Origin of the sequence: Flavonifractor sp. An52 (assembly GCF_002159385.1) — a bacterium.
In the GTDB taxonomy this organism is placed as follows: Bacteria; Bacillota; Clostridia; order Oscillospirales; family Oscillospiraceae; genus Flavonifractor; species Flavonifractor avicola.
The window spans coordinates 45,380-57,781 of record NZ_NFIB01000019.1 but is presented as its reverse complement, the minus strand read 5'-3'; the positions used below and the strand labels follow the sequence as shown (position 1 = coordinate 57,781).

The window sequence follows — 12,402 nt, the reverse complement described above, 5'->3', positions numbered from 1 at the left end:
CGCAACACTGCCAACGAGGATCATCTGCCTCCGCTGGTCAAGCGGAGACGGTGGCTGTCAGCACAAACGCAGGTGGCATAACCGGACATGTTGGGTGTGCGGTTTTCTTGACTATTCCATCACCACCTTTTTTGCCATGGCCTACATTATTTTTGTCAATCCCAATACGCTGTGTGCCAACGTGGGTACTCAGGCCCAGCCCTTTTTCCCGGCTATGCCGGAGTCCCTCTGGGGACCGGTGCTGGTGGCCACCTGTGTATCGGCGGCCATCGGCTGCTTTCTGACCGGACTGCTGGCCAATTTGCCCTTTGCGCAGGCGCCGGGAATGGGCCTGAACGCCTTTTTTACCTATACGGTATGTTTGGGAATGGGCTATACCTGGCAGGAGGGACTGGCCATTGTACTGCTCAGCGGCTTGCTCTTTCTGGCCTTTACCCTTTCGCCGCTGCGGGGAAAGCTGATTCGTGCCATCCCCGACTTTATGAAGCACGCCATTTCGGCGGGAATCGGATTGTTTATCGCGCTGATCGGACTGCTCAATGTAAAGGTGATCACCCTCAGCGGCACGGTGCCCGCACTGCAGCTGTCCACCCTGGTGGACGGACAGCGGGTGTGGAATGTACAGGGGCTGCTGGCGCTGGCAGGGTTGCTGCTTACCGCTGTGCTGATGGCCTTCCGGGTCAAGGGCGCGGTGGTGCTGGGGATTGTAATCACCACTCTGGTCGGCCTGCCATTGGGTGTGACTCAGATTCCCGAGACAGTGACCATGGAACACATTACTCTGGCGCCAGTCCTGTTCCAGATGGATCTGGGGGGCGTGCTGGAGAAAGGGCTTCTGCCGCTGCTGACGGCGGTCATCAGCTTCGCGATTGTGGACTGCTTTGATACCCTGGGAGCGCTGGTGGGTCTGTCTGCCAATGTAGGGCTGAAGGAAGGGACGGAAAAGCGGGGCGAGCGGGCTCTGGTTGCCGACGCTCTGGCTACCTGCTGCGGGGCCTGTGTGGGTACCTCCACAGTTAGCACCTTTGCCGAGTCGGCGGCAGGCATTGCGGAAGGCGCACGCACCGGCCTGAGCTCCATGGTGGTAGGAGTTCTGTTCCTGTGCTCGGTGTTTCTGGCGCCGGTGGCTGGGATCATCCCTGCGGCAGCCACGGCCCCTGCCCTGATCATCGTAGGCGTGCTTACCATGCGCAGCGCTGCATCTATTCCATGGGACGATCTGGAATGCGCTGTTCCGGCCTTTCTCACCATCGCGGTCATGCCCTTTGCCTATTCCATTTCTGACGGGATCGCCTTTGGCCTGATCAGCTATTGCCTCATCAAGATGCTGCGTGGAAAGGGAAGAGAGGTTTCCGCCTTTACCTACGGTATCGCAGTGATCTTTGCGCTGAAATATGTGCTGGCAAATTTGTAAGCCGGGGCGGTGGATTCGTTTTTTCTTGTACATCCAGTTGGGATATGATAAAATAAAGATAAAGATAAAAAGTTGTTTTTATCTGGGAGGTGCGGAATGCCGAAAGTCGCCTACTCTGAGGAGGAACGAAAGCAGATTCGTCAGGCGCTGGTTACCACGGGACTGGAGCTGATGACGAGGCAGGGAATCCAGCACACCACAGTGGAACAGATCTATACGGCGGTGGGGATCTCCAGGACCTTTTTCTATTCCTTCTTCCCCACCAAGGAGGATCTGATTGTGGAGATGCTCTATCTCCAGCAGCCAAAGCTCATTGCCTATGCCCAAAGTCTGATGGACGATCCTGGGCTGAGCTGGCGGGAGGGTGTCCGGCAGTTCTTATACACCTGCTGCTATGGTGAAAAAAACGGCATCGCGGTGTTGTCTGTAGAGGAGCAGCGGCTGATTTTCCGGAGACTGTCGGAAGAAAGCTATCGGACCTTTCGGGACAAGCAGAGGGCGCTGTTCGGCAGCCTGTTGGAGTGTTTCGGGGTCAAAGCAGACCCGGCCAGAATCGGGCTTTTTACCAACCTGAGTCTGTCTGCCATGATCATTTGCCGGGCCATACCGGAAACGCTGCCCCTCTTTGCCCCGGAAGCGGCCCAGCAGACCATTGCGTTTCAGATCAATGCCATTGTGGACTGCCTGGAGCAATTCAAGCACGAAGCGCCGGCAGACGGTGTGTAACACCTGTCCGTCTGAGCGGAACCATTTGGCCTTCTGTTCAGACGGACTGTTTTATAAGCTTAATAAACACAAAAATATAAAAATATCTTTATTTTGCCAGGCTGACGGCGGAGCCGTCTCAAAATAAAATGTGCAGGAGGAAACAGTTATGGGATTGTTCAGCAAATTGTTCAAGGGACCTGAGGTAGATATGGAGAAGAGCAATGCCAACGCAAAAAAGATGCGGGTGTTGTTTAATCAGGTGGTGGAAAACGGAGATGAATACAAATTGATTTTCGGCTATACCGAGGATGTGAGCCGGTTCAATTACGGCTTTGTCCACGGCAGCAAGACCAAAATCGGAAACCTGATCGTGGGCTGGAACGAGGCTAGTCAGACCATCGTAGTGGTGCCTACCGTACCTGATCTGTCCGGCTGCGGGGACCCCACCTATTACCGCCGCGCTGAGATCCTGAAGGCCTACCGGAACAAGTATCCCACCGACGCCTTTATCATCTATCCGGACAAGAGAAGCTACATCGGGATCAACGCCTACGACTGGCTGGAGGATGAAAGCCTGTACGTCTATGTGTCCCAGGAGGAGGAACTGAAGGCCTTTACCGACTTCTTCCTCAACCGCTTTGCCACCAAGTGAGGCGTCCCATGCCCCTGATGGAGATTGGCGCCGTTGTATTGGTGCTTTTGGTTATCGTTATTTTGGGAAATCTGTGGTTTCACTTTGTGGAAGCCATTCTGGAGCGGATCAGGCGGCTGTTTCACCGGAAAGAGGAGCCGCCGGCGTGGCATCCCCTTCCACCAGAGCAGGAGGACCGGGAGGATCGCTGATATCCACAAAAGCCCAATCAATAAAACACCCCCTGACCTGCACCAGTTCAACGGGCAGGTCAGGGGGTGTTTGTGCAGCGTCAGAATACCGGAATATGAGTCTCCATCATGATGGCTCTCCTCCCTCCAGTTCATCCAGACAATGGAGGCAAAACCATCCCGGACCCGGCTTGCTGGCCGGGTCCGGGATAGCTGGTACGGAGGGGTGGGGCAAAGGTCAGGAGCAGCAGCTCTTCAGCTGGGGATGGCAGTCGCCGCCGGGGGTGGGGCTGCTGGGGGGGAAGAACTCGTTGACGGGGAACTTCACATGGCGGAAGATCTCGCAGGGGTCCTCCTCGCCGCCGCCGCAGGCGCATTCCTTCTCGGGCATACAGTAGTCGTACACCGGCATAAGCAGCTGGGAATCCCGCTCCAGCCGGATGATGGAGAACTGGCCCAGGGTGACATAGATCCGCTTGCCCTGGCTGCCGCAGCACAGCTCGCTGTTGAAACAGCCACAGATACAGGGGGGCACGTCGGACAGCTCGCAGTCACAGGAGTGGCACTCGCACACATCTACCAGCTTCATGTTGAGGACGATGGGGTCCACCACCTCCACCACGGCGGTAGGCAGGTTGCTCTGGCGGAGCATCTGCTCATCCAGACCCTCCAGCGAGGTCTGAGAGGAGAAGATCTTGGCGGTGCCTTCGCTGCCGAACAGGATCACCCGCTTGTCAAAGACGCACAGGCCGCTGACCTCCACAGGCCGGGCAGCGCCCACAAAGGCGTCGGCGGTGACCCGGTAGAAGTAGCGCACGTCAACGGTGTAGAAGCCCCGGTTGAATCCAACCGGCTCCACATCGATGTACACATAGAGCAGCTCGGCCTTGCCGGCCTTGATGCTGACGGCGCGCTCAATGGCCGCCTGGGAACTCTGGGTGGGATAGAAACGCAGATCTTCGATACAATCCTTATCCTTGCAGGAATCGTAGATCTTTTTCGTGTGTATGCATACGGCCTCCCGGATGCAGGCCGCATCCTGGACCGGACCGGGCATCATCTTGTCGGGCATTGCAATACCTCCTAGCAGATATTGGAGGGATAGTTCCCTTCCGCTCCATTCTATGTTTGCCCGGCCGGTTGGTGCGGAGCAAAAGGCCCGCCGTTTACACGCGGCGGGCCTGTACCTTATTTCTTTCTGCGCAGAAGGTCGGTGAGGATCAGGACGGTACAGCAGGTCAGGAGTACCACCCCAATAAGGATGGCGCAGTTGCAGAAAAACTCCTCCGGCATAACCAGGATGATCTGGTCGGTGGCGGAATCGAAGATCCAGTTGTCCTTGCCGGGGAAGAAAATGGCGTGGAAGATCACAAAGGCCCGGTTAAAATCCAGAGCGGCCAGTCCGGCCAGTATCAGCACAAGCCCACCGGCGGTTACGCCGGCCCAAAAGCCGGGGCCGTGCCCCAGCAGCGGTTTGTAGACCCATTGTTTTCCAAGCCGGAGAATCAAAAGGAGCAGGCAGGCGGCGGCGCTGATGCCCAGTACCCAGAAGTCTAGCAGGAACAGCTCCCGTACATCGGCAAAATGACTGTAGCCGGATTGGGACCAGGCCAGCTGACCGGTGCCGAAGGGTTTGCCAAAGACGCAGAAATCCAGAACCTCGTCGTAAGCCTCCCGGATGGTTTCCTCCGACCAGCCGGTACGCTCAGGCAGATCCAGCATATCGATCTGGATGTAGTAGAACGGACGGAACAGAATGGGGACCGCGATGGAAAAACTGAGAATCAGCAGGGCCAGCAGCAGAGCGGCCAGAGCGGTAACTGCTTTGGGCAGCCGCATGGGATCACTTCCTTTTGACAGACAGAGAGATCAAAACCTGGGAGGGCAGATAGAACAGCCACATCCCCACCCGGGCAAATTCCACCAGGGGACCGCCTGCCGCCGGGAACCAGGCGGACAGGTTTTGCAGCCCCACGCAGAGATCGCAGCCCACAAAGAGAAACAGCCCCAGGGAAAAGCCCCGGAAGGGGGTGCCCAGGCTGAGACTTTCCAGGGCATTGCAAACAAGCTGGGAGAAATAGAAGAGGGAGAGAGCAGTCAGACCGTCCAGCGCTCCCAGCCGCCAGGCTGTTATCAGGGCGGCGACGACCAGCAAGCCCCGCAGGGCTAGCCGCAGAGGCAGCTTTTCCGGTCGCAGTTTGGCGATGCGGGTCAAATAGAGCAGCTGCACGACGCAGAAGCAGGCTACCCCTGCCAGATACCAACGGTCCAGTACCAGCAGGAACAGGTCGGCCAGCAGGGTAAAGCCCAGGGCAATTTTCATCAGCAAACCGTCCCGTCCCTGTCCGGCCCAAAGGACAAAACAGAAACATAGCAGGATGGAGAGATATTTGATTGGAATATCCCATCCGCTGTCCGGCCGAAACAGGTCCAGCCAGAGAAAGATCAGGTAGAGACAGCCCTCCAGCAGCGGAAACCATAGAATACGCTTCATTTCTTAAAGCGCTCCAGCAGCTTCTGCTCCCAGCGGTCGCCATATTTCATACAGATCAGGAAGATGGCCAGGCCCGCAGCTCCCAGCAGAGCCATGGCCCAATAGGGGATGGCCAGCACTGAGCCGCCCACCAGACAGGACACCAGCAGGCCCCAGGGCCGGGCTACCAGCACCAGAACGCAGAATCGTTTCAGGGGGATATCGGTGAGACCGGCCAGGATGCACAGCAGATCGTCGGGGAAGAAGGGGAAGAGGAAGGCAAGAAAAAGAAACACATCCCGCTTGCGGCGGATGATGTCCAGATATTTTTCCGATACCTTCTGGCTGACCAAGCGGTCCACAAACCGCTGCCCCAGCACCCGAGCTAACCAGAATACCAAAGTAGAGCCTACAACAACAGCGGCCCAAGTGAGCAGGAAAGCGGGCCAGGTGCCAAAGAGCAGGGCGCCGGCCAGAGCGGTAATGTTGCTGGGAATGGGAGCCACCACCACGCCCAGCAGCTGGATCACAAAATAGAACAGATGAGAAAAGGGTGCAAAACGGGCGATATAGGCCCGCATGGCGTCCAGCGAGCCCAGCGAGGAGAAAAAGCCGGTTTTCCAGAGCAGCAGTCCGCTGCCGCCCAGCAGGAGGATGGCCAGCAGCAGGGCCGGAAGCCATTTTCGGGAATTCTTCAAAGCGCGTCGCCTCGTCTTTCTGTGTTCTGTTCTATAGGCTACCATATGTTACGGCAGACTGTCATTAAAATTTCTTAAATTTTCCCGCAAAACGCAAAAATCCACACCCGAAGGTGTGGTTCTTGTCCGTTGGTGGAAAGGACTTATCGCTCGCTGGAGACAACTTGCTCATTGCTGCCAAAAATCAGCTCATCCACATCATTGTACATAATATTGCTTCACCTCCCCGTCTGTTGTTTGATCTGTGCTTAGTATACGCGCAAGTCTGGTAAAGAACAAGAGGAGGGAGGTAAAGCTTTAATCAAGTTTGGGGCTGGATTTGGTCAAAAGCTCCGGAGAGGGGGATCTCTCCGGAGCCGAAAACGGTTACATCCGCTTTTTCCGCAGCAGGAAGGTGATGGCAAACCACAGGGCCAGGTACAGAGTGATGGAGGCGCCTGCGGAGGAGCTGAGCTCATAGGAGGTCATGAGTCCGGCGATCCCGGCCACCACCGCAGCCAGAATGGAGATCAGATGGAACTGGCGCATATTGCGGGCCAGATTGCGGGCAGCGGCGGCAGGCAGGACCAGCAGAGAGTTGATGACCAGCAGGCCCACCCAGGTCATGGACACGGTGACCACCACGGCAATGGCCATGGAGAAGATGGCCTCCTGCCAGAACACCTTGACGCCCCGGCTGTCAGCCAGGGTGGGGTGGATGGAGGAGAGCATCAGTCCGTTGAAGGAGCACAGCCACAGCACTACCACGACCAGAAGGATGACCGCCAGCAGGGCAATCTTTCCCGGTTCCACACTGAGGATATCACCAATGAGCAGACTGTTGAACTTAGTAAAGCTGCCGCTGTCAAAGGTGGCGATAAAGATGCCGAGAGCCACGGCGGTGGAGGAGAACACACCAATCACCGTATCGCTGGCCATGTTGGACTTGCGCTGAACGTAGGTAAAGAGCAGGGCAAAGGCGGCGGCCAGCAGAATGGCGGCCCACATGGGGTCGGCCATACCGCACAGAGTGCCGATGGCAATGCCGGTAAAGGCGGAGTGGCCCAGAGCGTCAGAGAAGAAGCTCATTCGGTTGGTGACCACCATGGTGGACAGCAGGCCGAACAGGGGAGAGATCACCAGCACCGCCAGCAGGGCATTTTTCATGAAGTACATAGTGCCGGGGGCTGCCCACTCGAAGGGGAGCAGCTCCACCAGGGAATACCACAGTTCCATCAGCTGCGGCCCCCTTTCCCCAGCGCCAGATGAAAGACCTCTTGAAATTCGGGAGAGGACAGAACCTCGTCGGGCGGTCCCACTTTGAGCACCTGGCTTTTCAGCAGAATTACCTTGTCGGCGTACTGGTCCAGGGTGGCAAAGTCGTGGGTGGACAACAGAATGGACAGGTCAAACCGGGTGCGGATCTCATCCAGCATATCCAGCAGCTGCTTCTCGCCGTCCACGTCCACACCGGAGAGTGGCTCGTCCAGGATCAGGATATGGGGCAGGGGTTCCAGCGCCAGAGCCAGCAGCACCCGCTGAAGCTCGCCGCCGGACAGGGCGCCCATCCGCCGGTCCAGCAGCCCTTCGCCGTGGACCCGTGCCAGACACTGGGATACCCGCTCCCGCAGCTTTTTGGGGGAGGGCAGGAATACCGGCCACTTGGAGATGGCGGCGGAGAAGAAATCAAATACGCTTACCGGGTCCCCACGGTCGAAGCTGGGGGACTGGGGCACATAGCCGATAAGGGGCCGGGTCTTGTCGCCTCCCGCCCGCTGAAACTCAATGACTCCGGTGTGGGGGACTTGGCCCAGAATGGTGCGGAACAGGGAACTCTTACCTGCTCCGTTAGGGCCGATGAGGGCCACGATCTCTCCGCAGTGGAGGTGGAAAGATACGTCGTGGAGGACCTCTTCATTGCCAAAGTTGACCCCCAGGTCGGCCACCTTCAGGCAGCAGGAGCCGGCACAGCCGGGGCCGGAAGTTCCGTGTTTGTGTACGCTCATCCAAACGCCTCCACAATGGTATCAATGTTCTTCTGCATGGCATCCAAATAGGGCTGGATGCCCGTGCCTTTGCCGCTCATGATCATATCCAGCTGATAGACCTGACAGCCCACCTCCCGGGCGATGGTGTCGGCGGAGGCGGTAGAACCATTGACCTCGGTAAAGATAGGCATGGTCCCCAGGTCGTATTTCTGGGCAAGCTTGATGGCGTCCACGATCTCAGCCAGCTCCTGGGCGGAGGCGGTAGAACCTTCCTCTTCTTCAATGGCCTTAAAGATGGTCAGGCCCATGGCGTTGGCAAAGTATTGGAAGCCGTCGTGGAAGGTGACAATGGAGCGGCCCTTGTAGGGCGCCAGCGCCTCCCGCCAGCTGAGGTCCGCCTCCGTCAGCGCGGTCTGGGCGGCGCTCTCGTTCTGAGTGTAAAGGTCGCCATTGGCGCTGTCCAGCTCGGTCAGAGACTGGGAGATCTGACTCAACATGAGACTGGCATAGGTGGCGTCCATCCAGATATGGGGATCGTATTCGGCGTCGTGGTCATGGCCCTCATGGCCCTGGGCAGGCAGCAGATCCATCCCCTCTGAGCAGTCGATGACCTGAGCAGAGGAGGTGGACAGGGCGTCGTTCATGAAGTCCTCCAGTCCTGCGCCGTTCATGACGATGACGTCGGCCCCCTCAATGGCCTTCATGTCGGCCACGGTGAGGGTGTAGTCGTGGAGGCAGGAGGTCTGCTGGTTTACCAGCAGGCTCACTTCTACACCCTCCGCGCCCTCCGTCACTGCGGTGGTGAAGAGGTAGACCGGGTAGGTGGTGGCCACGATATGGAGGATGTTTTCATCCTGGGGCTGGGAGGCGGCGGGCTGTCCGCAGGCGGAGAGCAGCAGGCCAAAAGCGCACAGGGGCGCAAGCAGTTTTTTCATGTGGTTCCCCTTACAGTTGAGTAGTTTTATCATAACATCTTATTATATCGCTTTTTTCTGCCGGTGTAAAATAAAATCTTTATGGACGATTTCAAAAAATAAACATAACGACGTTAAAATTACTCTGTTAAGTTAATGACGGGTGTGATATGATGGAAGTAACAGGCACCGGCGGTTTTTGAGGAACTTGTCGGAGTACATCCAAAGGAAAAGGAGTCCACAGGATGGATTATTACGCGTTTTATACCGGACAGTGCTTTGACGCATACCGCTATCTGGGGGCCCATCGGTCGGGAGAGGAGTGGGTGTTCCGCACCTTTGCACCCTCCGCTGCGGGGGTGGTGCTCCTTCATGGAGGCCGGGAGCTGCCCATGGAGCGAATCCACGACGGCAATTTTTATGAGGTGCGGGCGGAGGGCGTCCAGCCGGGGGACTGTTATCAGTACCGCATCTACCGCCGGGATGGGGGCTATACCGACCACTGTGACCCCTACGGTTACGGCATGGAGCTGCGGCCGGACCATTGCTCGGTGGTGCGGGATCTGGGGACGTATACCTTCCAGGATGAGAAGTGGATGGCGGGACGGACCGACCGTCGGGAGGATCCGCTGAATATCTACGAGCTTCACCTGGGCTCCTGGCGGCGGAGACCGGACGGGAGCTGGTACCGCTATGACGAATTGGCCCAGCCTCTCATCGACTATGTGAAGGAGTGCGGCTATAACTATGTGGAGTTCCTTCCTATCAGCGAGCATCCCTGCGATGAGAGCTGGGGCTACCAGATCACCGCCTTTTACGCCCCCACCAGCCGGTACGGCACCGCAAGGGAGCTGATGATGCTCATTGACCGGCTCCACCAGGCCGGGATCGGGGTCATTTTGGACTTTGTACCCGCCCATTTCGCGGTGGACGACTACGGCCTGGCCAAGTACGATGGTACCGCCCTCTATGAGTACCCCCACCGGGATGTGGAGGTCAGTGAGTGGGGGAGCCACAATTTCATGCACTCCCGGGGGGAGGTGCGCTCCTTCCTCCAGTCCTGCGCCCGGTACTGGCTGGAGGAGTTCCACTTTGACGGCCTGCGGATGGACGCCATCAGCCGGATTCTATACTGGCAGGGGGATGAGGCCCGTGGAGTGAACGGGGACGGCGTAGCCTTCCTGCGTACCATGAACCAGGGGCTGAAGCGCCTGTGTCCCGGCTGCATTCTGGCGGCGGAGGACTCCACCAACTTCCCCAAGGTCACCGCTCCGGCGGAGCAGGAGGGACTGGGCTTCGACTACAAGTGGGACATGGGGTGGATGCATGACACCTTGTCCTATTTCCAGACGCCGCCCGATCAACGGCCTGCCCGGCGCCACCAGCTTACTTTTTCCATGCACTATTTTCCCCAGGAGCGCTACCTGCTCCCCCTGTCCCACGACGAGGTGGTCCACGGCAAGGCCACCATTTTGCAGAAGATGTATGGTGATTATGACGGCAAGTTCCCCCAGGCCAGGGCGCTATACCTTTATATGATGGTTCATCCGGGAAAGAAGCTTAACTTCATGGGCAACGAGATCGGCCATTTCCGGGAGTGGGACGAAAAGCGGGAGCAGGACTGGCTGCTGCGGAACTTTCCCATTCACGACGCCTTCTACCACTACATGGCCGAACTAAACCACATCTATCTGGACTACCCCGCTCTGTCCCGGTGGGACTATCGGCCTGAGGGCTTTGCCTGGCTGGACGGGAGTGGGGAGGAATCCTGTGTCTTTGCCATCCAGCGGCAGGGGGGTGGGGAGCGGCTAGTTGCCCTCTTCAACTTCGGCGCTCAGGCCCGGCAATACCGGCTGCCCGCCACGGCAGGCGCAAAATTGCTCCTTCACACCGACTGGCAGCGTTTCGGCGGGTCCACGCCGGCGGGGGAGCGGCCCAAGCCGGCCGGCGGTGTGCTGACGGTATGCCTGCCGCCCTATTCTGGGCAGCTATATTGCATGGAATCATACAAATATTCATAAATAAATGAATATTATACACAATACCCAAAATAATACCCAAGGAGCAAGGGAAAAATACGCATATTTATGCGATATAACACTTGCAATTTTATTTAGGCTGTGGTACACTGTGTCCAACATAAACAAACGGAGGTTTTTACCATGGCTGACATTAAAAAAGTGGTACTCGCCTATTCCGGCGGTCTGGATACATCCATCATCATCCCCTGGCTGAAGGAGAACTACGGTAATCCCGAGATCATCGCCGTGGCCGGCGACGTGGGCCAGAACGACGAGCTGGAGGGCCTGGAGGAGAAGGCCATCAAGACCGGCGCTTCCAAGCTGTACGTGATGGACCTGGTGGACGAGATGGTGGACGACGTCATCATCCCCTCCATGCAGATGGGCGCCAAGTACGAGGACTATCTGTTGGGCACCGCCTTTGCCCGGCCCGTCATCGCCAAGGGCCTGGTGGACATTGCCAAGAAGGAAGGGGCCGACGCCATCGCCCACGGCTGCACCGGCAAGGGCAACGACCAGATCCGCTTCGAGCTGGCCATCAAGCGCTTCGCTCCTGAGATGAAGATCATCGCCCCCTGGCGTGAGTGGGACATCAAGAGCCGGAACGAGGAGATCGACTACGCCGAGGCCCACAACGTGCCTCTGAAGATCAGCCGGGAGACCAGCTACTCCAAGGATAAGAACCTGTGGCACCTGTCCCACGAGGGCCTGGATCTGGAGGATCCCGCCAGCGAGCCTCAGTACGACAAGCCCGGCTTCCTGGAGATGGGCGTGTCCCCCGTGAAGGCCCCCGACGCCCCCACCTATGTGACCATCGACTTTGAGAAGGGCTGGCCTGTGGCCGTGGACGGCGAGAAGATGAAGGCCTCCGACATCATCCGCAAGCTGAACAAGCTGGGCGGCGAGAACGGCATCGGCCTGCTGGACATCGTGGAGAACCGGATGACCGGCATGAAGGACCGCGGCGTGTACGAAACCCCCGGCGGCGCCATCCTGTACCGGGCCCACGAGGTGCTGGAGATGATCACCATCGACAAGGACACCGCCCACATGAAGAGCAAGCTGGCAGTGGACTTTGCCGACCTGGTATACAACGGCAAGTGGTTCACCCCCCTGCGGGAGGCCCTGTCCGCCTTTGCTACCGAGACCCAGAAGCACGTTACCGGCCAGGTGAAGCTGAAGCTGTACAAGGGCAACATCATCACCTCCGGCGTTACCTCTCCCGAGACCCTCTACTCTGAGGACATCGTTACCTTCCAGGAGAGCGACTACAACCAGAACGACGCCACCGGCTTCATCAACCTGTGGGGCCTGCCGGATACCGTGCTGGCGCTCCGGGATCAGGGCAAGCTGAACAAGTAAGATAGCAGATGGAAGATAGGAGA

The 12,402-nt window shown here is 57.9% G+C and carries 13 protein-coding genes; 6 read left to right on the top strand and 7 right to left on the bottom strand.

All coding sequences use genetic code 11. From position 1 onward, the window contains the following. From B5G06_RS08910 to B5G06_RS08895, 4 genes are all read left to right on the top strand, one after another. On the top strand, positions 1 to 1,414 hold a 1,414-nt coding region (locus B5G06_RS08910), incomplete at its 5' end, for an NCS2 family permease (RefSeq protein WP_143382730.1). Between the two features lie 96 nt (positions 1,415 to 1,510). After that, entirely contained in the window at positions 1,511 to 2,140 is a 630-nt protein-coding gene (locus B5G06_RS08905; protein ID WP_087188728.1) for a TetR/AcrR family transcriptional regulator, read from the top strand. Between the two features lie 148 nt (positions 2,141 to 2,288). Continuing rightward, positions 2,289 to 2,774 carry a hypothetical protein gene (locus tag B5G06_RS08900; RefSeq protein ID WP_087188727.1) on the top strand — a complete coding sequence of 162 codons (486 nt, stop codon included), beginning with the start codon at positions 2,289 to 2,291 and terminating at the stop codon, positions 2,772 to 2,774. Positions 2,775 to 2,782: 8 nt separating this feature from the next. Next, positions 2,783 to 2,965 (top strand): hypothetical protein, encoded by a 183-nt coding sequence (locus B5G06_RS08895; RefSeq protein ID WP_087188726.1) that lies wholly within the window; start codon positions 2,783 to 2,785, stop codon positions 2,963 to 2,965. Positions 2,966 to 3,182: 217 nt separating this feature from the next. Here B5G06_RS08895 and B5G06_RS08890 read toward each other — a convergent pair whose 3' ends face one another. The 7 genes from B5G06_RS08890 to B5G06_RS08860 form a co-directional block, all read right to left on the bottom strand. Further along, positions 3,183 to 4,016 carry a hypothetical protein gene (locus B5G06_RS08890; protein WP_087188725.1) on the bottom strand — a complete coding sequence of 278 codons (834 nt, stop codon included), beginning with the start codon at positions 4,014 to 4,016 and terminating at the stop codon, positions 3,183 to 3,185. 116 nt (positions 4,017 to 4,132) lie between these two features. Continuing rightward, entirely contained in the window at positions 4,133 to 4,783 is a 651-nt protein-coding gene (locus tag B5G06_RS08885; protein WP_087188724.1) for a TIGR01906 family membrane protein, read from the bottom strand. A gap of 4 nt (positions 4,784 to 4,787) precedes the next feature. Next, on the bottom strand, positions 4,788 to 5,438 hold the full coding sequence (locus tag B5G06_RS08880; protein WP_087188723.1) for a lysoplasmalogenase family protein: 651 nt from the start codon (positions 5,436 to 5,438) through the stop codon (positions 4,788 to 4,790). Further along, positions 5,435 to 6,115, bottom strand: a complete 681-nt coding sequence (locus B5G06_RS08875; protein ID WP_242955422.1) for a TVP38/TMEM64 family protein — start codon at positions 6,113 to 6,115, stop codon at positions 5,435 to 5,437. The genes B5G06_RS08880 and B5G06_RS08875 overlap by 4 nt, the downstream gene beginning before the upstream one ends. A 366-nt stretch (positions 6,116 to 6,481) precedes the next feature. Next, positions 6,482 to 7,330, bottom strand: coding sequence for a metal ABC transporter permease (locus B5G06_RS08870; protein ID WP_087188721.1), 849 nt, complete (start codon positions 7,328 to 7,330; stop codon positions 6,482 to 6,484). Next, positions 7,330 to 8,100, bottom strand: a complete 771-nt coding sequence (locus B5G06_RS08865) for a metal ABC transporter ATP-binding protein (protein WP_087188720.1) — start codon at positions 8,098 to 8,100, stop codon at positions 7,330 to 7,332. The genes B5G06_RS08870 and B5G06_RS08865 overlap by 1 nt, the downstream gene beginning before the upstream one ends. Beyond that, on the bottom strand, positions 8,097 to 9,017 hold the full coding sequence (locus tag B5G06_RS08860; protein WP_087188719.1) for a metal ABC transporter substrate-binding protein: 921 nt from the start codon (positions 9,015 to 9,017) through the stop codon (positions 8,097 to 8,099). Before B5G06_RS08860 ends, B5G06_RS08865 begins: the two co-directional genes overlap by 4 nt. 224 nt (positions 9,018 to 9,241) lie before the next feature. On the opposite strand from B5G06_RS08860, the gene glgB reads away from it, so the two are divergent. Then, entirely contained in the window at positions 9,242 to 11,017 is a 1,776-nt protein-coding gene (gene glgB, locus B5G06_RS08855; protein ID WP_087188718.1) for a 1,4-alpha-glucan branching protein GlgB, read from the top strand. A 141-nt stretch (positions 11,018 to 11,158) separates the two neighbouring features. Next, positions 11,159 to 12,379: an argininosuccinate synthase gene (locus B5G06_RS08850; RefSeq protein WP_087188717.1), complete on the top strand. Its 1,221-nt coding sequence runs from the start codon at positions 11,159 to 11,161 to the stop codon at positions 12,377 to 12,379. Positions 12,380 to 12,402: the final 23 nt, after the last annotated feature.